21 protein-coding genes are annotated in these 23938 nt (G+C 66.2%); 10 read left to right on the top strand and 11 right to left on the bottom strand.

Annotated elements, in window-relative coordinates; all coding sequences use genetic code 11:
* Positions 1-32: 32 nt before the first annotated feature.
* On the bottom strand, positions 33-347 hold the full coding sequence (locus KF707C_RS27405) for a cell division protein ZapA (RefSeq protein ID WP_003457489.1): 315 nt from the start codon (positions 345-347) through the stop codon (positions 33-35).
* Positions 344-553: a TIGR02449 family protein gene (locus tag KF707C_RS27400; RefSeq protein ID WP_003457486.1), complete on the bottom strand. Its 210-nt coding sequence runs from the start codon at positions 551-553 to the stop codon at positions 344-346. Before KF707C_RS27400 ends, KF707C_RS27405 begins: the two co-directional genes overlap by 4 nt.
* Positions 554-733: 180 nt before the next feature.
* On the opposite strand from KF707C_RS27400, the gene KF707C_RS27395 reads away from it, so the two are divergent.
* The 9 genes from KF707C_RS27395 to gcvP all read left to right on the top strand — a co-directional run bounded on the left by KF707C_RS27395 (position 734) and on the right by gcvP (position 12606).
* Positions 734-1291 carry a YecA/YgfB family protein gene (locus KF707C_RS27395; protein ID WP_003457484.1) on the top strand — a complete coding sequence of 186 codons (558 nt, stop codon included), beginning with the start codon at positions 734-736 and terminating at the stop codon, positions 1289-1291.
* A 41-nt stretch (positions 1292-1332) separates the two neighbouring features.
* The gene (gene pepP / locus KF707C_RS27390) at positions 1333-2667 is read left to right on the top strand and encodes a Xaa-Pro aminopeptidase (protein WP_003457482.1); all 1335 of its coding nucleotides are present in this window, start codon (positions 1333-1335) and stop codon (positions 2665-2667) included.
* Between the two features lies 1 nt (position 2668).
* Positions 2669-3853: a 2-octaprenyl-6-methoxyphenyl hydroxylase gene (gene ubiH, locus KF707C_RS27385; RefSeq protein WP_003457480.1), complete on the top strand. Its 1185-nt coding sequence runs from the start codon at positions 2669-2671 to the stop codon at positions 3851-3853.
* A 36-nt stretch (positions 3854-3889) separates the two neighbouring features.
* Positions 3890-5110 carry a 2-octaprenyl-3-methyl-6-methoxy-1,4-benzoquinol hydroxylase gene (locus KF707C_RS27380; protein WP_003457478.1) on the top strand — a complete coding sequence of 407 codons (1221 nt, stop codon included), beginning with the start codon at positions 3890-3892 and terminating at the stop codon, positions 5108-5110.
* A 133-nt stretch (positions 5111-5243) separates the two neighbouring features.
* The gene (locus KF707C_RS27375; RefSeq protein ID WP_003457474.1) at positions 5244-6248 is read left to right on the top strand and encodes an extracellular solute-binding protein; all 1005 of its coding nucleotides are present in this window, start codon (positions 5244-5246) and stop codon (positions 6246-6248) included.
* Positions 6249-6352: 104 nt separating this feature from the next.
* The gene (locus tag KF707C_RS27370) at positions 6353-7972 is read left to right on the top strand and encodes an ABC transporter permease (RefSeq protein WP_003457472.1); all 1620 of its coding nucleotides are present in this window, start codon (positions 6353-6355) and stop codon (positions 7970-7972) included.
* A gap of 165 nt (positions 7973-8137) precedes the next feature.
* The gene (gene gcvT / locus KF707C_RS27365; protein WP_003457471.1) at positions 8138-9220 is read left to right on the top strand and encodes a glycine cleavage system aminomethyltransferase GcvT; all 1083 of its coding nucleotides are present in this window, start codon (positions 8138-8140) and stop codon (positions 9218-9220) included.
* Between the two features lie 43 nt (positions 9221-9263).
* Positions 9264-9653, top strand: a complete 390-nt coding sequence (gene gcvH, locus KF707C_RS27360) for a glycine cleavage system protein GcvH (protein WP_003457468.1) — start codon at positions 9264-9266, stop codon at positions 9651-9653.
* Between the two features lie 76 nt (positions 9654-9729).
* Positions 9730-12606, top strand: a complete 2877-nt coding sequence (gene gcvP / locus KF707C_RS27355; protein ID WP_003457463.1) for an aminomethyl-transferring glycine dehydrogenase — start codon at positions 9730-9732, stop codon at positions 12604-12606.
* A 241-nt stretch (positions 12607-12847) separates the two neighbouring features.
* On the opposite strand, the gene KF707C_RS27350 is transcribed toward gcvP, so the two are convergent.
* The 6 genes from KF707C_RS27350 to KF707C_RS27325 all read right to left on the bottom strand — a co-directional run bounded on the left by KF707C_RS27350 (position 12848) and on the right by KF707C_RS27325 (position 19281).
* Entirely contained in the window at positions 12848-13156 is a 309-nt protein-coding gene (locus tag KF707C_RS27350; protein ID WP_003457459.1) for a DUF2388 domain-containing protein, read from the bottom strand.
* Positions 13157-13244: 88 nt separating this feature from the next.
* Complete coding sequence (locus KF707C_RS27345) at positions 13245-15542, bottom strand: tetratricopeptide repeat protein (protein WP_003457457.1); 2298 nt, start codon at positions 15540-15542, stop codon at positions 13245-13247.
* A gap of 93 nt (positions 15543-15635) precedes the next feature.
* The gene (locus tag KF707C_RS27340) at positions 15636-16082 is read right to left on the bottom strand and encodes an NfeD family protein (protein ID WP_003457454.1); all 447 of its coding nucleotides are present in this window, start codon (positions 16080-16082) and stop codon (positions 15636-15638) included.
* A gap of 4 nt (positions 16083-16086) precedes the next feature.
* On the bottom strand, positions 16087-17007 hold the full coding sequence (locus KF707C_RS27335; RefSeq protein ID WP_003457453.1) for an SPFH domain-containing protein: 921 nt from the start codon (positions 17005-17007) through the stop codon (positions 16087-16089).
* 71 nt (positions 17008-17078) lie between these two features.
* Complete coding sequence (locus tag KF707C_RS27330) at positions 17079-18863, bottom strand: GspE/PulE family protein (protein ID WP_003457452.1); 1785 nt, start codon at positions 18861-18863, stop codon at positions 17079-17081.
* Between the two features lie 103 nt (positions 18864-18966).
* Positions 18967-19281: a hypothetical protein gene (locus KF707C_RS27325; protein ID WP_003457451.1), complete on the bottom strand. Its 315-nt coding sequence runs from the start codon at positions 19279-19281 to the stop codon at positions 18967-18969.
* A 126-nt stretch (positions 19282-19407) separates the two neighbouring features.
* Here KF707C_RS27325 and KF707C_RS27320 point away from each other — a divergent pair, with 126 nt between their 5' ends.
* A complete protein-coding gene (locus tag KF707C_RS27320; RefSeq protein WP_003457450.1) occupies positions 19408-19878 on the top strand; it encodes an Lrp/AsnC family transcriptional regulator in 471 nt (156 codons plus the stop codon).
* A gap of 113 nt (positions 19879-19991) precedes the next feature.
* Here the strand turns inward: KF707C_RS27320 and KF707C_RS27315 are convergent, their stop codons facing one another.
* The 3 genes from KF707C_RS27315 to KF707C_RS27310 all read right to left on the bottom strand — a co-directional run bounded on the left by KF707C_RS27315 (position 19992) and on the right by KF707C_RS27310 (position 23828).
* Positions 19992-20297, bottom strand: coding sequence for a hypothetical protein (locus tag KF707C_RS27315; RefSeq protein WP_036994512.1), 306 nt, complete (start codon positions 20295-20297; stop codon positions 19992-19994).
* Positions 20298-20794: 497 nt separating this feature from the next.
* On the bottom strand, positions 20795-21151 hold the full coding sequence (locus KF707C_RS29245) for a hypothetical protein (RefSeq protein ID WP_131679705.1): 357 nt from the start codon (positions 21149-21151) through the stop codon (positions 20795-20797).
* Positions 21135-23828 carry a lysozyme family protein gene (locus KF707C_RS27310; RefSeq protein ID WP_003457443.1) on the bottom strand — a complete coding sequence of 898 codons (2694 nt, stop codon included), beginning with the start codon at positions 23826-23828 and terminating at the stop codon, positions 21135-21137. The genes KF707C_RS29245 and KF707C_RS27310 overlap by 17 nt, the downstream gene beginning before the upstream one ends.
* Positions 23829-23938 lie beyond the last annotated feature (110 nt).

The following is a 23938-nucleotide window of genomic DNA, read 5'->3' as shown; positions in this document are numbered from 1 at the left end:
GGACCTGGCGCGTCACATGTCCGCAGGCGTGGTCAGGCGTCGCGCGTCTCCGGGTCGGCGGCCAGGGCGCTGTCGACGCGCGCCAGCAGGTCGCGTACGCGCTCGCCGTTGGACGTGGCTTCCCTGTCCAGTCGTTGCTGCTTGTGCAGCAGGTCGTGGGTGATGTTGAGGGCCGCCATCACCGCGATGCGGTCGGCGCCGATGACCTTCCCGCTGGAGCGGATCTCGCGCATCTTGCCGTCCAGGTAGCGCGCGGCGCTTTCCAGGTTGGCGCGCTCGTCCGCCGGGCAGGCGATGCAGTATTCCTTGTCGAGGATTTGGACGGTGACGGTATTGGACTGGGTCATGAATCCTGCTCCAGGGCTTTAAGGCGCGAAATCATCGCTTCGACCTTGAGCCGGGCCATTTCGTTCTTTTCGATCAGATGAGCGCGCTCTTCACGCCAGGCCTTCTCGCTGGCAAGCAGGAGCCGGTTCTGGGCCTTGAGCTGCTCGACACGCTGGATCAGGAGCTCCAGCTTGGCTGTCAGTGCATGCAGGTCGGCATCTTCCATGGGCTGTCTACTTGTGGGGAGTGACCGGGACTATATAGGACCGTCGCCAAGTGGGGTCAAACCGGCCGGTGTCGGCATGTTGCACCGAACGGGCGTCGATGCTGCCTTCACCGCGCCGTGCTGCTAGGATACGAGGCCGTCATTCTAGTGATTGCGCCGCTTGGCGCCTAGCCACCCTATATGTCCAGTTCGAATTCCCCTTACAACGCTTTCGCCGCGCTTCTGGCCGCCTCCGGCCAGCCGGTCTCTCCCGCCGAATTGCATGGCCTGCTCCTCGGCCGCAGTTGCGCCGGGGCCGGCTTCGAGCCCGGCCCCTGGCTCGAGGACGCCGCCGAACTCCTGGGCGTCGAGCCCCAGGACAGCCTGCGCCAGGCGCTGATCGGTCTCCAGGAAATGGTCAAGGGCGAGCTGACCGGCAGCGAGATGGCCGTGATCCTGCTCCTGCCCGGCGACGATGCCCCCCTGGCCGAGCGCGCCACCGCCCTGGGCCAGTGGTGCCAGGGCTTCCTCGGCGGCTTCGGCATCACCGCCCGAGAGGGCGCGCTGTCCGGCGAAGCCGTGGAGGTCCTGCAGGACCTCGCGTCCATCGCCCAGGTGCAGAGTGCCCTGGAAGACTCCGACGACGGCGAGAGCGACTACATGGAGGTGATGGAGTACCTGCGCGTCGCCCCGCTGTTGCTGTTCGCCGAATGCGCCAGGCCCACCACCCCGGCTGCCGCCAAACCCTCGTTGCATTGAACCCGAGTGGCGGGCGCCCTGCCCGCCCTGAAGGAGCGCGCATGACCCGTATCCCGAAGGCCGAATACGCCCGCCGTCGCAAGGCCCTGATGGCGCAGATGGAAGCCAACAGCATCGCCATCCTGCCCGCCGCGCCCGTGCACATCCGCAACCGCGACGTCGAGCACGTCTACCGCCAGGACAGCGACTTCCAGTACCTCAGCGGCTTCCCGGAGCCGGACGCGGTGCTGGTGCTGATCCCCGGTCGCGAGCATGGCGAGTACGTGCTGTTCTGCCGTGAGCGCGATCCGGAGCGCGAACTCTGGGACGGCCTGCGTGCCGGCCAGGACGGTGCCATTCGCGACTTTGGCGCCGACGACGCCTTCCCCATCGGCGATATCGACGACATCCTCCCGGGCCTGATCGAGGGGCGTTCGCGCGTCTACTACTCCATCGGCACCAACCACGAGTTCGACCAGCACCTGATGGAGTGGGTCAACACCATCCGCTCCAAGGCCCGCCAGGGCGCCCAGCCGCCGAAGGAATTCGTCGCCCTGGACCACCTGCTGCACGACATGCGCCTGTACAAGTCGGCAGCGGAAGTGAAGGTCATGCGCGAGGCCGCCGAAGTCTCCGCCCGCGCCCATGTGCGGGCCATGCAGGCCGCGCGGCCGGGGCTCTTCGAGTATCACCTGGAGGCCGAGCTGGAATACGAGTTCCGCAAGGGCGGGGCGAAGATGCCGGCCTACGGCTCCATCGTCGCCGCCGGCAAGAACGCCTGCATCCTCCATTACCGCGAGAACGACGCCCCGCTGAAGGATGGCGACCTGGTGCTGATCGACGCCGCCTGCGAGCTGGACTGCTACGCCAGCGACATTACCCGCACCTTCCCGGTCAGCGGGCGATTCAGCCCCGAGCAGAAGGCCATCTACGAGCTGGTGCTCAAGTCCCAGGAGGCCGCATTCCTGGAGATCGCGCCGGGCAAGCACTGGAACGAGGCCCACGAGGCCACCGTGCGGGTCATCACCGCCGGCCTGGTGGAGCTGGGCCTGCTCAAGGGCGACCTGGACGAGCTGATCGCCAGCGAAGCCTACAAGCCCTTCTACATGCACCGTGCCGGCCACTGGCTGGGCATGGACGTGCATGACGTCGGCGAATACAAGGTGGGCGGCGAGTGGCGCGTGCTGGAGCCCGGCATGGCCATGACCGTCGAGCCCGGCATCTACATCGGCGCCGACAACCAGGACGTGCCGAAGAAGTGGCGCGGCATCGGCGTGCGTATCGAGGACGATGTGGTGGTGACCCGGACCGGCTGCGAGATCCTGACCGGCGGCGTGCCCAAGACCGTCGAGGAGATCGAGGCGCTGATGGCCGCCGCGCGGACCCAGGCCGCCTGACATGCATCGAAGCCAAGTCGCGATCATCGGCGGGGGGCTCGTCGGCGCCAGCCTCGCCCTGGCGCTGCAGGCCGGTGCCCGGGCCAGGGGCTGGAAGATCGTCCTGATCGAACCCTTCGCCCCCGGCGACAGCTTCCAGCCCAGTTACGACGCCCGTTCCTCGGCGCTGTCCTTCGGCAGCCGGCAGATCTACGAGCGCCTCGGGCTCTGGCCGTCCATTTCCCAGCGGGCCGAGCCCATCCTGCAGATCCATGTCTCCGACCGCGGCCGCTTCGGCGCCGCGCGCCTGGCGGCCCTGGAAGAGGGCGTCCCCGCCCTCGGCTACGTGGTGGAGAATGCCTGGCTCGGCCGGTGCCTCTGGCAGGCCCTGGACCGGGACGTGGTGAGCTGGCACTGCCCGGCGGAAGTGGTGGGCATGCAGGCCCTGGAAGGGGGCTACCGGCTGACCCTGGACGACGAGACCCAACTGGACTGCGACCTGGCGGTGCTGGCCGATGGCGGCCGATCCGGCCTGCGCGAGCAACTGGGTATCGGCGTGCGTCGCCGGGCATACGGCCAGAGCGCGCTGATCGCCAACGTCAGCCCGCTGGAGGCCCATCGCGGGCAGGCCTTCGAGCGCTTCACCGACGAAGGTCCCATGGCCCTGTTGCCGTTGCCGGAAAACCGCTGCGCCCTGATCTGGAGTCGCCCCGGCAACGATGCCGAACGCCTGGCACGCCTGGACGAGCGGCGCTTCCTCGACGAACTGCAGGAGACGTTCGGCTACCGCCTGGGCGCCTTCCAGCAGGTGGGCGCGCGGCATCTCTACCCGCTCGAACTGGTGGAAGCCGAGGAGCAGGTCCGCTCCAGCCTGGTGGTGCTGGGCAACGCCGCCCACAGCCTGCATCCCATCGCCGGCCAGGGCTACAACCTGTCCCTGCGCGACGCCCAGGCGCTCGCCGAGGGCCTGCTGGCCAGCGACAAGGCCATTGGGGATATCGCGACGCTCCAGGGCTACCTGCAGCGCCAGCGCCAGGACCAGCAGCTCACCGTGGGTTTTTCCGACCAGGTGACCCGACTCTTCTCCACTGCCGAGCCCTTGCTGGCCACCGGGCGCAACCTGGGCCTGCTGGGCCTCGACCTGCTGCCCCCGGCCAAGCGCTGGTTCGCCCGCCAGGCCATGGGCCTGGGAACCCGCCCGGACTGATGGGCATGCACCTCAACAGGGAGCCTCAAGGCTGATATGGAATTGCGCGCGGATCTGATCATCGTGGGAGCCGGCATGGTGGGGAGCGCCCTGGCACTGGCCCTCAAGGACAGCGGCCTGGACATCCTGCTGATCGATGGCAGCCCGCTTTCGGTCAAGCCCTTCGACCCGGCGTCCCCGTTCGAGCCCCGTGTCAGCGCCCTGTCCGCCGCCAGCCAGCGCATCCTCCTGCGCCTGGGCGCCTGGCCGGGCGTCCTCGCCCGCCGCAGCAGCCCCTATTCGGACATGAGGGTCTGGGACGGCACCGGGACCGGCAGCATCCACTTCGCCGCCGGCAGCGTGCATGCCGAGGTGCTGGGACACATCGTCGAGAACCGCGTGATCCAGGACGCCCTGCTGGAGCCCCTGCACGACAGCGGCATCGGCCTGCTGCCCGGGGCGCGCCTGGAGCGCCTGCGCCGTTCCGGCGACCACTGGCTGCTGACCCTGGTGGATGGCCGCGAACTGCGGGCGCCGCTCGTGGTGGCCGCCGACGGCGCCCATTCCGCCGTACGCCGCCTGGCCGGTTGCGCCACCCGCGAATGGGACTACCTGCACCACGCCATCGTCACCAGCGTGCGCTGCACCGAACCCCACCAGCGCACCGCCTGGCAGCGTTTCACCGATGACGGCCCCCTGGCGTTCCTGCCCCTGGATCGTGACGGTGAACACTGGTGCTCCATCGTCTGGTCCACCACGCCGGCCGAGGCCGAGCGCCTGATGGCCCTGGACGACGGGGCCTTCTGCGAGGCGCTGGGCCGAGCCTTCGAGTGGCGACTGGGCCCGATCCTGGGCGCCGACCCGCGCCTGTGCATCCCCCTGCGCCAGCGCCATGCCAAGCGCTACGTCGAGGAAGGGCTGGCGCTGATCGGCGACGCCGCCCATACCATCCACCCGCTGGCGGGGCAGGGCGTCAACCTGGGCTTCCTCGACGCGGCGGTGCTGGCGGAAGTCCTGCTGCATGCCGCCGGCCGGGGCGAGCGACTGGCCGACGAGCGCGTGCTGGGCCGTTTCGAACGCCGCCGCATGCCCCACAACCTGGCCATGATGGCCGCCATGGAGGGCTTCGAGCGCCTGTTCCAGGCCGATCCGTTGCCCCTGCGCTGGCTGCGCAACAGCGGCCTCAAGTGGGTGGACGGCATGCCCGAGGCCAAGGCGTTGTTCGTGCGCCAGGCACTCGGCCTGACCGGCGACCTGCCGAAGCTGGCCGAGGCCTGAGCGCCAGGCCGGAAAGCCGGAAAGCCGGAAGTAGCTGGCCATTTGATACACACGCCGACATAAAAAGCCTTAACGGATGTAACTGAGGTTGACTATCATTCAGGCCCTCTCCGTCATCAATGAGGCTCCAGCAATGCGGGTACGTCAGTCCCTTTTCGCGCTCCTCGCGCTGACCGCGGCCGCCACCTCGGCCCAGGCCGCCAATGAAGAAGTGGTCGTCTATTCCTCGCGGATCGACGAATTGATCAAGCCGGTCTTCGATGCCTACACCGCCAAGACCGGGGTGAAGATCAAGTTCATCACCGACAAGGAAGCGCCGCTGATGCAGCGCATCAAGGCCGAAGGCGACAACGGCGTGGCCGACCTGCTGCTGACCGTGGATGCCGGCAACCTCTGGCAGGCGGAACAGATGGGCATCCTGCAACCCTTCACCTCCCCGGTGATCGACGCCAACATCCCGCCGCAGTACCGCGCCGCCAGCCACGCCTGGACCGGCCTGTCCCTGCGCGCACGGACCATCATCTACTCCACCGAGCGGGTGAAGCCGGAAGAGCTGTCCACCTACGAGGCCCTGGCCGACAAGAACTGGGAAGGCCGCCTGTGCCTGCGGACCTCGAAGAAGGTCTACAACCAGTCCCTGACCGCCACCCTGATCGAGACCCATGGCGCGGCCAAGACCGAGGAAATCCTCAAGGGCTGGGTGAACAACCTGGCCACCGACGTGTTCGCCGACGACAACGCCGTGATCCAGGCCGTGGACGCCGGCCAGTGCGACGTGGGCATCGTCAATACCTACTACTACGGCCGCCTGCACAAGGAGAACCCGGACCTGAGGGTTAAGCTCTTCTGGCCGAACCAGGCGGATCGTGGCGTCCACGTGAACCTCTCCGGCATCGGCCTGACCCGGCACGCGCCGAATCCCGAGGCTGCCAAGGCCCTGGTGGAGTGGATGACCACCGACGAGGCCCAGGGCCTGTTCGCCGGCATCAACCAGGAGTTCCCGGCCAACCCGAAGGTCAAGCCGTCGGAAGAAGTGGCCGCCTGGGGCAGCTTCAAGGCCGACAGCATTCCGGTGGAAGTGGCCGGCAAGCGCCAGGCCGAAGCCATCAAGCTGATGGACCGCGTCGGCTGGAACTGATCCGCGCCGCCTGAGCCGCTGGAGGCTGAACGGGGCACCGGCTTGATGCCAGGTGCGTTTTCGTTCAGCCTTCGGCGCTTTCAGCGCTTTCCCACGAGGCTGTCGTGTCCCATCCCGTCCAGCGCCGCTGGTACCCCATCAGCTTTGCCGTCGCCATCCTGGTCCTGTTGCCCCTCAGCGTCCTGGTGCTGTCCTGGGGCGAGGTGGATGGCGAGATCTGGTCCCACCTGTGGGACACCCAGATGCCGCGCCTGCTGGGCAACACCCTGGTACTGGTGACGGGCGTATCGGTCGGTGTGACCCTGCTCGGCGTCAGCCTGGCCTGGCTCACCAGCCTCTGCGAGTTTCCCGGCCGGCGCTGGCTGGACTGGGCGCTGATGCTGCCCTTCGCCGTGCCGGCCTATGTGCTGGCCTTCGTCTTCATCGGCCTGTTCGATTTTTCCGGCCCCGTGCAGACCCTCCTGCGCGAATGGTTCGGCACGGGTCTGAGACTGCCCCGGGTACGCTCCACGGGCGGTGTGATCCTGGTGCTGGTGCTGGTCTTCTACCCCTATGTCTACCTGCTGGCGCGGGCGGCCTTCCTGGCCCAGGGCAAGGGCCTGATGGAAGCGGCGCGGGTGCTCGGCCAGTCGCCCTGGCAGGCCTTCTGGCGGGTGGCGCTGCCCATGGCGAGACCCGCCATCGGCGCCGGCCTGGCCCTGGCGATCATGGAAACCCTGGCGGATTTCGGCGCCGTCGCGGTGTTCAACTTCGACACCTTCACCACCGCCATCTACAAGACCTGGTACGGCTTCTTCAGCCTCTCCAGCGCCGCGCAACTGGCCAGTCTGCTGCTGCTGGGGGTATGCCTGGTGCTCTACGGCGAGCGCCGCGCCCGAGGCGCCAGCCGGCCGACCAGCGAGCGTCCCCGGGGCAAGGCCCTCTACCACCTGCATGGCATCAAGGCCCTCGCCGCCACCGCCTGGTGCTGCCTGGTGTTCGCCTGTGCGTTCGTCATTCCCATGCTGCAACTGCTGGTGTGGTTCTGGCAGCGTGGCCGCTACGACCTCGACGAGCGCTATGCCGGGCTTATCCTCCACACTCTTTACTTGGGCGGCATGGCAGCGTTGCTGACCATTTGCGTGGCGCTGCTGCTGGCCTTCGCCCGCCGCCTGGCTCCGACCCGCCCGGTGCGTGCGGCGGTGGCACTGGCCAACCTGGGCTATGCGCTGCCCGGCTCGGTGCTGGCGGTGTCGATCATGCTGGCTTTCAGCTACCTCGACAGCCACCTGGTGATACCCCTCTCGCACTGGCTGGGTGGTGCCGGCAAGCCCCTGCTGCTGGGCAGTCTCGGGGCGCTGTTGCTGGCCTACCTGGTGCGCTTCATGGCGGTGGCCTTCGGGCCGCTGGAGAACGGCCTGGCGCGCATCCGCCCGTCGCTGCCCGAGGCGTCCCGCAGCCTCGGCGTGGGGGGGCCGGCCCTGTTCTTCCGGGTCTACCTGCCGCTGCTGCTGCCGGGCACGCTGAGCGCCGCGTTGCTGGTGTTCGTCGACGTGCTCAAGGAGATGCCGGCCACCCTGCTGATGCGTCCGTTCGGCTGGGACACCCTGGCGGTTCGGATCTTCGAGATGACCAGCGAGGGCGAGTGGGCCCGCGCGGCGCTGCCGGCCCTGACCCTGGTGCTGGTGGGGCTGCTGCCGGTAATCGGCCTGATCCGCCGTTCCGCGCGTCGCGTCGGTCACTGAGCCAGTCGCCGCGACGCACCGGTCGGGATGTCGGAGGCGCCGCCCGGGCGGAGTGTCCAGTCTCCAACCTTGCGGCTACAATGCGCGCCATTCGTTGCGGCCCACCCCCATCCCGCCTGTGGATAACGTCCGCCGCATCTTCGCCAAGCCCGGAAGGAGAAACCCATGGGACAGCGCACTCCGTTGCATGACCAGCACCTGGCACTGGGAGCCAAGATGGTCGATTTCGGCGGCTGGGACATGCCGCTGCACTACGGCTCCCAGGTCGAGGAGCACCATCAGGTGCGCCGCGACTGCGGGGTCTTCGACGTCTCGCACATGACGGTGGTGGACCTGGCCGGAAGCCAGGCCAAGGCCTGGCTGCAAACCCTGCTGGCCAACGACGTCGCGCGCCTGCAGGCCCCCGGCAAGGCCCTGTACAGCGCCATGCTCAACGAGCGCGGCGGGATCATCGACGACCTGATCGTCTACCTCACCGAAAGCGGCTACCGCCTGGTGGTCAACGCCGCGACCCGGGAGAAGGACCTGGCCTGGATGCAGGCCCATGCCCAGGGTTTCGACGTGCGCCTGACCGAGCGTTCCGACCTCGCCATCCTCGCCATCCAGGGCCCCAGCGCCCGCGCCAGGGTGGCCGAGCTGGTAAGCACCGAACGTGCCGCCCTGATCCATGAGCTGAAACCCTTCCAGGGCCTGCCCGAGGGAGACTGGTTCATCGCCCGCACCGGCTACACCGGCGAGGATGGCCTGGAGCTGATGTTCCCCGCGGACCAGGCCCCCGGCTTCTTTACCGAACTGGTGGGTGCCGGCATCGCCCCCATCGGCCTGGGTGCCCGTGACACCCTGCGCCTGGAGGCCGGCATGAACCTCTACGGGCAGGACATGACCGAGGACGCGTCCCCGCTGGTCTCGAACATGGCCTGGACCATCGCCTGGGAGCCCGAATCCCGCGACTTCATCGGCCGCGAGGCCCTGGAGTCCGAACGGGCCGCCGGCGTCGCCAGCAAGCTGGTGGGCCTGGTGCTGGAAGAACGCGGTGTGCTGCGTGCCCACCAGGTGGTCCGGGTGGAGGGTGTTGGCGAGGGTGAAATCACCAGCGGCAGCTTCTCCCCGACCCTGAACAAATCCATCGCCATGGCACGGGTGCCGATGGCCACCGGCGAGCGCGCGGAAGTGGAAATCCGCGGTAAATGGTTCCCGGTGCGCGTCGTGCGACCAAACTTCGTGCGCAATGGCAAAGCCTTGATCTAAATTTTCAGGCGGGCCATCCGCCACCGTCTCTGAGGAACTCGACATGAGCAACATTCCCGCTGAACTGCGTTACGCCCCCAGCCACGAGTGGGCCCGACTGGAAGCCGACGGCACCGTGACCGTGGGCATCACCGACCACGCCCAGGAAGCGCTGGGAGACGTGGTGTTCGTCGAGCTGCCGGAAGTCGGCAAGACCCTGGCCGCCGGTCAGGAAGCCGGCGTAGTGGAGTCGGTCAAGGCCGCCTCCGACATCTACGCCCCCATCGGTGGTGAAGTGATCGCGGTGAACGACGCCGTCAGCGACGTCCCGGAAAGCGTCAACAGCGATCCCTATGGCGCCTGGTTCTTCAAGCTCAAGCCCAGCGACGTCGCCGAGCTGGACAAGCTGCTCGACGCCGGCGCCTACAAGGCCGCAGCCGACGCCGATAGCTGATTCACCCGCTATCCTTCAGAAAGCCTCGCTAGTCGAGGCTTTTTGTTTTTCTGCCGCGGCAAAATGAGGTCCTGCCATGTCCCAGATGCCCTCGCTGTCCCAGCTCCAACAGCCCGACGCCTTTCTCCGTCGCCACCTGGGCCCGGACGAGACCGAGCAGCAGGCGATGCTCCAGGCCCTGGGCCTGGCCAGTCGTGACGAGCTGATCGTGCAGACGGTGCCGCCGGCCATTCGCCTGAACCGGCCCCTGGACCTGCCGGAGGCCCTGGACGAGCAGCAGGCCCTGGCGAAGCTGCGTGGCTACGCCGAGCAGAACCAGCTCTGGACCAGCCTGATCGGCATGGGCTACTACGGCACCCACACGCCGACGGTGATCCTGCGCAACCTGCTGGAGAATCCCGGCTGGTACACCGCCTACACCCCCTACCAGCCGGAGATCGCCCAGGGCCGGCTGGAGGCGCTGCTGAACTTCCAGCAACTGACCATCGACCTCACGGGCCTTGACCTGGCCAGTGCCTCGCTGCTGGACGAGGCCACCGCCGCCGCCGAAGCCATGGCCCTGGCCAAGCGGGTGGCCAAGTCGAGGAGCAACCTCTTCTTCGTCGATGAGGACTGTCATCCACAGACCCTCTCGGTGGTACAGACCCGCGCCGAGGCGTTCGGCTTCGACCTGGTGGTGGGCCCGGTGGACAAGCTGGCGGAACACCAGGTGTTCGGTGCGCTGCTGCAGTATCCCGACACCCACGGCGAGATCCGCGACCTGCGGCCCCTGATCGAACACCTGCACGGCCAGCAGGCACTGGCCTGCGTCGGCACCGACCTGCTCGCCCTGCTGCTGCTCACGCCCCCCGGGGAACTGGGGGCGGACGTGGTGTTCGGCTCGGCTCAGCGCTTCGGCGTCCCCATGGGCTACGGCGGACCCCATGCGGCTTTCTTCGCCACCCGCGACGAATTCAAGCGCGCCATGCCGGGGCGCATCATCGGCGTGTCCAAGGACGCCCGGGGCAACGTCGCCCTGCGCATGGCGCTGCAGACCCGCGAGCAGCACATCCGCCGCGAGAAAGCCAACTCCAACATCTGCACCGCCCAGGTGCTGCTGGCCAACATCGCCAGCTGCTACGCCGTCTATCACGGCCCCGAGGGCCTGAAACGCATCGCCCAGCGGGTCCACCGCCTCACCGCCGTGCTTGCCGAAGGGCTGGCGCGACGGGGAATCCAGCGGGACAACGCGCATTTCTTCGACACCCTGACCCTGGACGTCGGCGGCAGCCAGACCGCCATCATCGAGTCGGCCAGGGCGGCCAGGGTCAACCTGCGCATCCTCGGTCGCGGCAAGCTGGGGGTGAGCCTGGACGAGACCTGCACGGCCGAGACCGTGGAGCGGCTGTTCTGCATCTTCCTCGGCGCCGACCACGGGCTGTCCGTCGCCGAGCTGGACGCGGGCGTCATAGTGCCCGGCATTCCCGCGGACCTCGTGCGCACCAGCGACTACCTGCGCCACCCGGTGTTCAATGCCCACCACAGCGAAACCGAGATGCTGCGCTACCTCAAGCAGCTGGAGAACAAGGACCTGGCCCTGAACCAGGCGATGATCCCCCTCGGTTCCTGCACCATGAAGCTCAACGCCACCAGCGAGATGATCCCCATCACCTGGCCGGAGTTCGCCAACCTGCACCCCTTCGTCCCCCTGGAACAGGCCCAGGGCTACCGGCTGATGATCGAGGAGCTGGAGTCCTGGCTCTGCGCCATCACCGGTTTCGACGCCATCTGCATGCAGCCCAACTCCGGCGCCCAGGGCGAGTACGCCGGGCTGCTGGCGATCCGGCGCTACCACGAGAGCCGGGGCGAGGGGCACCGCAACATCTGCCTGATCCCGGCCTCCGCCCACGGCACCAACCCCGCATCGGCGCAGATGGCCAGCATGCGGGTGGTGATCGTCGACTGCGACGAAGCCGGCAACGTCGACCTGGACGACCTCAAGCGCAAGGCGGCGGAGGCGGGTGGCCAGCTGTCCTGCCTGATGGCCACCTACCCCTCGACCCACGGCGTCTACGAAGAGGGCATCCGCGAGATCTGCGAGGTGATCCACAGCCAGGGTGGCCAGGTGTACATGGACGGTGCCAACCTCAACGCCCAGGTGGGCCTGGCGCGGCCGGCGGACATCGGCGCCGACGTCTCCCACATGAACCTGCACAAGACGTTCTGCATTCCCCACGGGGGCGGCGGGCCGGGCATGGGGCCCATCGGCGTGCGCGCGCACCTGGCCCCCTTCGTCGCCAACCATCCGGTCATCGAACTCAAGGGACCGAATCCGGAGAACGGCGCCGTCAGCGCGGCGCCCTGGGGCAGCGCCAGCATCCTGCCCATCAGCTGGATGTACATCGCCATGATGGGCCCGGAGCTGGCCGACGCCACCGAGGTAGCCATCCTCGGCGCCAACTACCTGGCCCAGGCCCTGGGCGGGGCCTTCCCGGTGCTCTACAGCGGGCGCAACGGCCGCGTGGCCCACGAGTGCATCCTCGATCTGCGGCCGCTCAAGGCGGAGACCGGGATCACCGAGGAGGACGTGGCCAAGCGCCTGATGGACTACGGCTTCCATGCGCCGACCATGAGCTTCCCGGTGCCGGGCACCCTGATGGTCGAACCCACGGAAAGTGAGAACAAGCACGAGCTGGACCGCTTCATCGAGGCGATGCTCAGCATCCGCGCGGAGATCGCCAAGGTCCAGGCCGGTGACTGGCCGCCGGAGGACAACCCGCTGAAGCGCGCTCCCCATACGCTGGCGGATGTGGTCGGAATCTGGGAGCGGCCCTACTCCATCGAGGAGGCGGTGGTGCCCACCTCCCACACCCGTGCCCACAAGTACTGGCCGACGGTGAACCGCGTGGACAACGTCTTCGGCGACCGCAACCTGTTCTGTGCCTGCGTGCCCGTGGATGACTATCGGGAGTGATGAGCGGCGCTGGGTAGGCGATCACCCGTCCGGCGTGGGGCTTTTTCGGAAGCCGGCTCCGCGCCGTTGACCTGCTGCGGGTGGCTGGCCATCGTAGGCCCCGCACTGTCCCCACGCCGGCGCTCCTCGGCCGGGACGTGCGTTCCACAGGCTACCAGTTGGGGGTAGCTGCTCCGTGAGCCCCGTCGCAATGACGGGGCTTTTTTAGTGCGCGCAGAAGCGCATTCATTGCCGACCGGTTTCAGCGTTCGCTGGCGAGGATGGCGCTGGCGAGCTCGGCGTCGCTGGCCTGCAGGTCGGGATGTTCATTGCGGATGCGCTGCAGCGCGGCTTCCAGGTAAGGGCCCCGGATCTCTCCATCGCTGGCGACGAAGCTGCTGGCATCGTCACGGGCGGCGACTATCAGCTTGTCGTCCTTGAAGGTGAGATAGGTGGAGGCGGTGGTGGCGCCTGACGAGATCACGTCGCGCCAGAAGTCGCTGTCGGCCAGGGCGGAGCCGGCCGGCAGGGCGATCATGACGAATGCAGCGGTGTACAGACGAGTGCGCATGGAATTGGCTCCGTTCGCGGTGGACCTGAATGATCAGATCAGACCGGTCCTGCCGGAGTTCCACCTCATTGCGCGCCGGCCGTCGATGCTACTCCCGTCGCAGTTCCGGATCGTCCGGGTTCTGTTGCTCCAGTTCCGCCAGCAAGGCCTGGACCTTCTGGATCTGGCCGGCTTCGCGCCAGTAGCTGATGAGGGCCAGGCGTGCCTCGCGGTTGGCCGGGTCCCGTTCCAGCAGCGCCTCCAGGCGATGACAGGCCGCTTCCAGTTGTCCGCTGTCATGCAATGCCACGGCGTAGCTGTAGTCGTAGACCTTGTTGCTCGGCTCCAGCTCCACGGCTTCGGCGAAGGCCCGCGTGGCCGCCGGCAGGTCACCCCGGCGCAGCAGCATCACGCCATTGGCGTGCCGCAGCAGGGCGGATCGCGGATGGCCGGCGAGGGCCTGCTCCAGCAGGGCGCGGCCCTCGTCCCAGCGGTAGTTGTTGTCCAGCCATTGCACCAGCGCCACCTGCGCTGGGAGGTGCTCGGGGTCCCGCTGCACGGCGGTGCGCAGGCGGCCCTCCACCGCATCGGCACGGCCGTTGGCCTGGTAGAGCTGGGCCAGCGCCAGGTTGGCTTCGGCGCGGTCCTGTTGGCTGAGCAGCGCGGCTTCGTACTCGCCGATGGCTTCGCTCCAGGCGCTCTCGTAGTTGCCCAGTCCCGTGGCTCGCAGCCCCAGCAGCTCGCGGGCCGCGCCTATGCGCACGGCGCGAATCGGGTCCGAGAGCAGGGGAGCCAGCAGGTTGCGTCGTTGCTCCGGCGGTACCAGCGCCGCCACCGCGCGGACCGCGCTTTCGCGTACCAGTGGTGCGGGGTGGTTGAGGTCCCGGGCCGCCGCCGCCAGGGCGCGCTCGCTGGGGTAGTGGGGCAGTTCCGCCAGCAGGGTGGCGCGGCGGATGGCGGGCAGCCCCTCGGACGCCAGTTGCTGGAACAGCGCCCGCGACGCTCCGGGGCGGCCGTTGCGGATCAACCAGAGGCTCTCGTCATAGCGTGGCGCGGCGGAGGGCACCTCGCCGTACCAGCGCCGGAACTGTTCGGCCAACAGGTCCCCGTTGCGCTCGGCATGGCAGCCCAGGCAAGCGTCCGTGGTGCCCAGGCGCAGCGCCCGGGCCGGATCGGGCAGGCTGAAGCCGTGGTCGTGGCGGTTGTCGATGCCCATGAAGCGGCGGGCCGGCATATGGCAATCGATGCACTGGGCGCCGGCCTGGCCTGGGCGGTGATGGTGGTGCGTCGGGCTGTCATAGTCCTTCGCCTTGAGTCCCTGGCCATCGACCCCGGCGATCCGCGCCTTGCCCTCGGGGTTGTGGCACTGCAGGCAGAGTCCGTTGCCCGTGACCTTCAGGTTGCCGCGATGGGGGTCGTGGCAGGTGCTGCAGCGCACGCCCTTGGCGAACATCCGGCTCTGGGCGAAGGGGCCGTACTGGTAGACGTCCTCCCGGGCCTTGCCGTCCAGTTCGTAGAGTTCCCGGGTCAGGGTACTGGGCAGGTAATCGTCCATCAGTCGCCGCCCCTGGGGTGGGCCATCGCCCAGCGGCGTACGGCGGGCATGGCAACGGGCGCAGGTCTCCAGGCTGGCGATGCGGTCGGCACGGGCCAGGTCGACGGCGAACCCGGCATTGCGCAGGCCGGACGTGTTCTCCAGCCATTGCAGGTGGCGCGAGGCCGGACCGTGACAGGCCTGGCAGCCCACGCCCAGGCTGCTCCAGTGGCTGTCGAAACGACCGCTGGCGGGGTCGAAGCCCCGCTGGAATCCGGTGCTGTGGCAGTCCATGCACTGGGCGTTGGCGTTCTGCTGCGGGCGCATCCAGTGCTCGGGGTCGTGAATCTCCATGCCCTGGCCAGGGTAGGGCTTGAACCAGGCGCCCCGCTCCAGATCCCAGGCCAGGGAGAAGGCCTGCAGGCGCCCTCCAGGCAGTTCGAGGAGGTATTGCTGCAAGGGCGCGACACCGATGACGTAGGCCACGCGGAAATCCGCCGGCTTGCCGTCCTCCCCCGGCGTGTTGACCCAGAAAGCACCGTCGCGGCGAAAGAAGCGGGACGCCTGCCCCTCGATCTGGACAGGGGCGTCGTCGAAGTCCGCCAGCACGCTGGTGTCGTCGGCCACGCGCAGGGCCAGTTGGTGATGGCTGCCCTGCCAGTCCTTCGCCTGCTGGCCGTGGCAGCCGGCGCAGGCGGCTTCGTCGACGAAGCGGGCGGGCTGTGGCTCGGCCCCTGGCGCTACGGCCTTCGACGGTGCGTCGGTGCCGGCCAGGTACAGCCAGAGGCCAAGGCCGGCCAGGAGCAGCAGGCCGGCCAGGACGGGAACGATGGGGCGGCGCCCGGGCGGGTTGGTGGGGTGAGGCTTGGACATGCAGACGTCCGCTGTGCTGGCAAGCGTGCTTCAGGGTGCCGTGCAGGTTCGATGAATGCCCCGGAGGCCGTCAAGGGTGGCGTCACCGCCTGGTCAGGCCGGCTCCACCCGGAGGAGCACGCCGTCCTGGCCGATGACGCGTACCTGGCTGCCGGCGGGCAGGTCGGGTCCGGTCACCAGCCAGAGGGAGTCGCCGGCGCGGATCTTGCCGCGGCCGCCGCTGATGGCTTCGTGCAGCGCGAACTGGCGACCGATGAACTCCTGGCCGCGCTGGTTCAGCCCCGGCTGGGCCGAGGGCTTGGCGGCGCTGCGCTGGCGGCGCCACCAGTAGACCGCGGTCACGATGGAGAGCACACCGAAGAGCAGGAACTGGATGGCCCAGTGCAGTTCCGGGGCGATGAAGGTGATCACCCCGACACAGGCCGCCGCCACGCCGATCCACAGCAGGTAGCCGCCCGCGCCGAAGACCTCGAGGATCAGCAGCAGTGTGCCGAGGGCCAGCCAGTCCCAATAGGTGAGGTTCTGCAGGTAGTTCCACATGGCCTCAACCCTTGCGGCCGTCGAAGGTGGCGCGGACGATCTCGCCGATGCCGCCCACGGCCCCGATCACCTGGCTGGCCTCCAGGGGCATCAGCACCACCTTGCTGTTGTCGGCGCTGGCCAGCTTGCCCAGGGCCTCGACGTATTTCTGCGCGACGAAGTAGTTGACCGCCTGCACATTGCCCTGGGCGATGGCCTCGGACACCACGCGGGTGGCCTCGGCTTCGGCCTGGGCGGCGCGCTCCCGCGCCTCGGCCTCGAGGAAGGCGGCCTGGCGCTGGCCCTCGGCCTTGAGGATCTGCGCCTGCTTCTCGCCCTCGGCGGTGAGGATCTCCGCCTGGCGACGGCCCTCGGCCTCGAGGATCTGGGCGCGCTTCAGGCGCTCGGCCTTCATCTGGCTGGCCATGGCTTCCACCAGGTCCGCCGGCGGGGTGATGTCCTTGATCTCGATGCGGGTGACCTTGATGCCCCAGGGCGCGGTGGCCTCGTCCACGGTGCGCAGCAGGCGCTCGTTGATGGCGTCCCGCTGGCTCAGCATGGCGTCCAGTTCCATGGAGCCGAGCACGGTGCGGATGTTGGTCATCACCAGGTTGCGGATGGCGTGCTCCAGGTCGTTGACCTCGTAGGCCGCCTGGGCGGCGTTGACCACCTGGAAGAAGCACACGGCGTCGATGGTGACGATGGCGTTGTCGGCGCTGATGGCTTCCTGGGGCGGAATGTCCAGCACGCTTTCCATCACGCTGAGCTTGCGACCGATGCGGTCCATCACCGGCACGATGATGTTCAGGCCGGGTTTCAGGGTGTTGGTGTAGCGGCCGAAGCGCTCCACCGTCCACTCGAAGCCCTGGGGCACCACCTTGAAGCCCATGAAGACGATGGCGATCGCCAGGGCGACGAAAAGGATGACGACACTGCCGATTTCCATGGGAATCACTCCGTTTGCTGGCTGTAGTTCTTCTGTCGGTCGGGGCCCCTCCGCCCCGACTGACAAGCATTTCATTTCTGTTCGCTTTGTGGCGTGACCCGCAGCACTTCTTCGATGGTCGTGAGTCCCGACGCCACCTTTTGCGCACCGGACAGGCGCAGGCTGCGCATGCCTTCCTTGAACGCCGCGCGGCGCAGGGCGATGAGGTCGGTGTCGGCGGTGATCAGCGGCTTGATGGCGTCGGACAGGAGCATGATCTCGTAGACGCCCGCGCGGCCCCGGTAGCCGGTATCACGGCATTCCAGGCAGCCCACGGCGCGGTGGGCGCCGGTGGGCAGCGGTGCGCTCCAGGGTTTGGTCAGGCCGTTCCAGTCGTCCTCCGACAGCGTCATGGGCGCCTTGCAGTGGGGGCAGAGGGTGCGCACCAGGCGCTGGGCCATGACCCCCAGCAGGGTGGCCCGCAACAGGTAGTAGGGCACGCCAAGCTCAAGCAGGCGGGTGATGGCGCTGGGGGCGTCGTTGGTGTGCAGGGTGGAGAGCACCAGGTGACCGGTGAGGGCGGCCTGGATGGCCATCTCGGCGGTTTCCAGGTCGCGGATCTCGCCCACCATGATGATGTCCGGGTCCTGCCGCATCAGGGCGCGCACGCCGCTGGCGAAGGTCAGGTCGATGTTGTGCTGCACCTGCATCTGGTTGAAGGCGCCCTCGATCATCTCAATGGGGTCTTCGATGGTGCAGACGTTCACCTCGCTGGTGGCCAGCTGCTTGAGGGTGGTGTAGAGCGTGGTGGTCTTGCCCGAGCCGGTGGGGCCGGTGACCAGGATGATGCCGTTGGGCTGGTTGGTCATGCTCTGCCAGCGGCGCAGGTCGTCGGCGGAGAAGCCCAACTGGTCGAAGCTTTTCAGCAGCACCTCGGGGTCGAAGATCCGCATCACCATCTTCTCGCCGAAGGCGGTGGGCAGCGTGGACAGGCGCAGCTCCACCTCGCCGCCGTCCGGGGTCTTGGTCTTGACCCGGCCGTCCTGGGGCTTGCGTTTCTCCGCCACGTTCATCCGTCCGAGGCTCTTCAGGCGGCTCACCACCGCCATGGTGACCTGGGGCGGGAACTGGTAGACGGTGTGCAGCACGCCGTCGATGCGGAAGCGCACCGTGCCCTGCTCGCGGCGGGGCTCGATGTGGATATCGCTGGCGCGTTGCTGGTAGGCGTACTGGAACAGCCAGTCGACGATGTTGACGATGTGGGCGTCGTTGGCGTCCGGCTCCTGGTCGCTGGAGCCCAGCTTGAGCAACTGCTCGAAGTTGCCCACGCCGCTGATCTTCTGGTCCGTGGCGCTGGCGCCGCTGACGGACTTGGCCAGGCGATAGAACTCCAGGGTGAACTTCTGGATGTCCACCGGGTTGGCCACCACGCGCTTGATGGGGCGCTTGAGCACATGGGTGAGGTTGGCCTCCCAGCCCTGCACGAAGGGCTGGGCGCTGGCGATGGTCACCGACTGGCTGTCGGCGGCCACGGCGAGGATCTTGTGGCGCTGGGCGAAGGCGTAGGACATCAGCGGCGTGATCGCGGCGACGTCGATCTTCAGCGGGTCGATGCGCAGGTAGGGCTGGCCGGCGTGTTCCGCCAGCCACTGGGTGAGGGTCTCCAGGTCGAGTTTCCGGCCCGGGCGGTGGAGGTCGTCCACCTGCTGGCTGGCCAGGAACTCCAGGGGATGCTGCTGGTTGTTCACCGCGCTACGGCGAATGGCCAGGCAATGCTCGGCCTGGTCCTGGCTCAGGCGGCCCTGGGCTACCAATTCGCGCATCAGGTCGTTGAGGTCCAGCCAACGGTCCTGGGCGGGTGAGGCAAAGGCGGACATGCAAGCTCCTCGGTCACGCTGCTCAGTCTGGAAGAGTAGTCAATCGCTCTTCCCATGGGACGGCAAGCATGCCCGAATCGCCACTGTCGAGCTAAGCGCTGGATCAAGGAACCGGCGCGCGTTCCAGCTCCACCGAGAACACGGACACCTGCGAGCGCATCTTCTGTGCGATCACCTCGGCGCGGTGGGGCGTCAGCCCGGGTTGGCGAAGCTGCACCAGCAGGTCGTTTCCCACCCGGTTCACTTCCAGCCAGCGCGGCACCAGCTGCAACTGGGCGAAGTAGGCGAGCAGGCGGCCGAGCACGTCCGCCTCGGCCTCGGCGAGGATGGCGAACTGCATTTCGCAGGCCTCATGCAGGGCGCGGCCGGGGTGCCAGTGGTCGTCGCGCAGAAGGGGGGCGGGCTGGAGGCTGAGCATGGGGAACTCCTCGTTGGGCGTGGCGATAGTTTTCCAGCACCGCCGAGGATTTTTCTGCCTGATTCGCGTGATTCGCGGCAGGCTTTGGATAGACTTTTCCGGTAATCACCTGATTGGGGAAAAATTATGTCCATCACCCTGGACGCCTACGACAAGCGCATCCTCGACCTGTTGCAGGAGGACGCGAGCCTTTCCACCGCCGAGATCGCCGAGCGCGTGGGGCTGTCCCAGTCGCCCTGCTGGCGGCGCATCCAGCGGCTGAGGGACGAGGGCGTGATCCGTCGCCAGGTGACCCTGCTCGACCGGCGCAAGGTGGGCCTGAACGCGCAGGTCTTCGCCCAGGTGAAGCTCAACGCCCACGGCCGCTCCAACCTCACCGAATTCGCCGAGGCCATGCGCGGGTTCCCCGAGGTGCTGGAGTGCCATGTGCTGATGGGGTCGGTGGATTTCATGCTGCGCATCGTCACCCGCGATATCGAGGCCTACGAGCGCTTCTTCTTCGAGAAGCTGTCCCTGGTGCCGGGCATCCAGGAGGTGAACTCCATCGTCGCCCTGTCGGAGATCAAGTCCACCACCCAGCTGCCGCTGGGGGCCTAGGTCGCTCAGTGGGTCAGGCCATACGTGATGAACCACGCGCAAGCGGTCCACCATCGAGGCGAGACATGGCGCAATTGGCGGGTGAAAAAGCGCCATCTACCTGCAGGTGGATATCAGTTGCTCGCCTGGGTGGAATCCTTTGCGGCCAAGGGCCTGATGGTCGTACACCACAACCCTGACTCGGGGGTGCCCTCGCCACTGAAAATGAACTGCGGCCGGCCGCTCGCCTGGATCGCCTGGGCTGCCACGGCGTACAGCCAGAAACGTCCAGGTTCCTGAGTCAGCATCTCGCTGCCCAGCCAAAGCGTCAGGCCCATGCCCAGCAGCAGTAAGAGCACCAGCAATCCGAACCACAACCAAGCGCGTGGCAGCGCGGGTCGCTGTGCGGGGGCGGGAATCTTGTCCAGTCTGACCGGCATGGCTAACGCACCTTCAGGTCTGTCAGGGAAGACAACGGCAGGTTGCCACGCGCGCAGCGGTGCTCATGAGAGGCCACTGGGACGTCGATACCACAAAAATCTGGATTGCCCTCGGCAATCTCCTTTAAGCCGCGATCCAATTCGTGTTCTCCCTTGAGCGCTCTGCCACCTGGAAGGACGCAAATGCCAGATATGTCCATCCGCCTGCAGTCCCATCCTCGGTGCCGCTTAGTTCACCCAGCAGAGCTGTTCGATTAGCTGCTTCTCCACCAGCCAGTTGCCGTGCAGTTGGGCCGTGGATGGGGTTCGGGCAACTGCCTGGGTGCTTATTCGGGTGGCGCCAATGCTACCGTTCATCATGTGCATGGAGCCGACACTAACGATGTCGATGAAGCGTGGAGTCTGTGCGCAAAAAATTTTGATTTAATTATTGGCCGAATAATGCAGGCCCTGTGTGAGCCAGCCGCAAGAAAGGGCTTGGGTTGTGCGAGTTCTTCCTAAGGTTGAATCGAGTTGAAGTAATTTTCTGCTTCTAAGTAGTTTTTGCTCATGCAGGTACTGTATTGAGAAATTTCTGCATCAGTTCCTTTTGATTCATATGTTTCAAGTTTGCATTTCTTTTCAATCATGCCCTGCCATGCAGTGTCAAGTTCAGTGATTAATTTCTGTTTTTCGGGGTTATCCTTGATTGACGTTGATATAGCCTTTTTTAATGAGGCATGTGCTGCACTCATCTGATCCAATGAAGCTCTATTAATATCTTCAAGCTGATTTATCTCAAGCTCGCTAAAGGTTGCACAGCTGAGGTTGGGGAGAAGTAAAAAAAAGGCAGCAGCTCTAATTTCGGCTTTCATAGTAATTAATTCTTCTCTGGAATCTTTCTTGTGGGACGTTAGGCCAGTGTGCTCGTTCGGATAGGGCTCTACCGAATGCTATTGCGTCGCCCAGATAGGCGGCACTTTGAATATGGGATCTAGCTGTAGGTGTGTAGTCGCCACGATATCGGAGGTCTATAAGTATTTCTTTTATGCGATCTGGAATATCACTCCACGCTTTCTCAGGGTCAATATTCGGATTTGCATGATAGGCGCGAATTGTTGCTGCTTTCTGGCATATCCGCTTCACGTCATCCTCTAGACGCTTGTATGTGGTTATGAATAAATTGTATTGCTGTTTTCTTGTTATTTGTATGAGTAGAATTTCACGACTTGCTGTTTCAAGTCTATTTTTGGCGGCTAAGGAAGTTAATCCCTGTGAATCAACCAGCCAGGTCTTTAATGGCTCAATTACTCCCGCCTGATCAAGATCAAGCTCAGAAGACATTTGCTGTCCTAAGTCATAACCCCGGCCTATAGTCACGCCCGACACTCCGCCAGGCCAATGCACCACGCGACTAAAATATCTGTGCAATGGATTTGACTCATCTTCTACATCATTACCTTCGGTATCAAAGGTCAATTGACCAAATGGAACTTTTAACCACCGCAGGTCGTTTTCGTCATTCCCGGCATTAAAGTGTCCCATCAATCCCACCGGATGCAGATGCCAGACATGCCCGTTTACCGGCAGCCCCAACCTCGGTGCCACTTCGTTCCACCAGCAGAGCTGTTGGATACGCTCTTTCTCCGCCAGCCAGTTGTGGTGTGGTGATGAGCTGCTATGGCCGAAGAGATCGTCCAGCGCATCCCACTTGCCCGGCCGCCAGTGCCATTCGCTTTCGCTGTAGATCGCCAGGCGGGAAATCGATTGCGCCAGCGCTGGCAAGTGGAGGGCCTGTTGCAATTCCTCGGCGGTCATCACCTCGTGGCGTTCGCGATCTACCAGGTCGAACAGTCGGCTGCGGATCGGGCCTTGGTCGGAGAGATCGGCCAGCCGTGCGGCGCGCGCCCGGTCCCGTTCGCTGGGCAGGATGCCTTGCACGTTCAGCGCATAGGCCTGGCAGCTTTCCAGGGAGTCACCGTTGAGGATGGCGGCGTAGCCGCTCCAGTCCCAGGGGCTGTGCCAGTGGGCGTGGTCATCCTCGACCTGGACCCAGCCTGCGAGTAACTGGCCTTCACTGCCGTGCAGCAGGTCGTCGAGGCGGTACCAGGTAAAGCCGGCGTGGCCGTCTCGAGCGGGAATGCGGATTTTGCTGTCGGCGCCCAGCCCCTCGAGCAGTTGCTTCGGCAGGTGCAGGTCGGCGCTGCTGGTCGGGGTGCCCGTATTCGCCCTGGGTGGGGTGGTGGCGCTGAAGTGCGTTTGATGCGGCACCACGGGAGTGCCCTGGGGCAGTTTCAACCAGGTCCGCGCACTGGCCGGCAGGTGTTGCGCCCAGGCGCGGCTGACGTCGAGGAAGGTCTGAACGCTTTCGCTGCTGAACATTTCCAAGTGCAATTGCCGCCGGGGCAGGGCGTCGCCGTGGTCTTGATAGGCGCCGAGGTGGCCGATCAGTTCGCCAGCGCGTATGGGTACCGGCAACTCGAGGACACAGATCTCGTTCAGGGCCTGGGGTTCGCGCTCGCCCAGCAGTGAGTCGAAGTGGACGTACTGATTGACCCACTCCAGCTTGCGGTAGTTGCCGGTGCCGCTGACGGCGACTTCGGTGCCGTTGGGCAGGGTCATCAACGGCTTGCCTTCGACGCTGGCGCTGGGACGGACGTTGAGCGTGCCATCGTCCCGCCAGGTGGCGATGCGGTAATCGCCTCTGGGCAGGGGTTCGAGAAAGCTGGAGTCGACATAGCCGAGCAGGGCGCCATCTTGCAGCAGTTGCCGAGGGCCGGGAATGTTCTCCAGCTTGCGGTAGCTGCCGGTGCCACTGAGGGTGACCTCGGTACCACGGGCCAGCCCGGAGATCACCGCACCACCATTTGGCCCGATGCGGCAGCGCAGCCAGTGGAGGCCCTCCAGTCCGGGCACGAAATCCTTTTCCGTGTCCTTGACCCGGCGGGTATTGCTTTCAGGCCAGAAGGCCGGTCGCTTCAGGGTCTGGTCCTGCCGATACGCCGCCCAGTCTTCCAGATGCATGTACAGGCTGTAGAGGGTCAGGCTTGGCGGGGCGCTGAGGCCAGAGATTTCCGGTGCCTGCAGGCGGTGTCGCACGAGGACGAAGTTCCGTGAGAAGGGACGCTCCACCTGCGCATCATCGAACAGGTAACGGGTGCTGGGAGACCGGGTATCGATACGGTAAGCGACCACCTCTCCGTCGGCCACACAGCGCACCTGGGACTGGTCCAGGATGCCGGCAGTGCCCGCATCGAAATGCACACCTAGGTGCCAGAAGCCGTTGCGCCCGAGGGGGTAGTAGCCGCGCTCGGCATTGGCCAGTAGGGTGAGCTGGCGCAGCGGGTTGCCTCGGTCGCCGAAGGGGTGGCTCCAGTGCTGGATGGCCGGCAGGTGGGCGCTGGCGGGATCGGTGACCCAGTAGTTGGGCAGCGGTAGACAGAGAGGCTCGGGGGTTTGCAGTCCTGCGTTCCGACGCTCTTCTGCCTTCCTGCTGGCATTGATTGCATTGGCAGCATCGACCATCCGCTGGGCCAGGCTCCGAGTGTCCATGTCAGATCCTCGTACGGTGTCCTTGACTGAAACGGAGGAGCTTGCGGTCCTGCTCGATAGCAGCGCTATCAGATAGGTCTGAAAAGGTGCATGAGAATGCGTTATTGGGT

The sequence above is a fragment of the Pseudomonas furukawaii genome, from assembly GCF_002355475.1.
Taxonomy (GTDB): domain Bacteria; phylum Pseudomonadota; class Gammaproteobacteria; order Pseudomonadales; family Pseudomonadaceae; genus Metapseudomonas; species Metapseudomonas furukawaii.
This window is presented reverse-complemented; position numbering and strand designations above follow the sequence as displayed.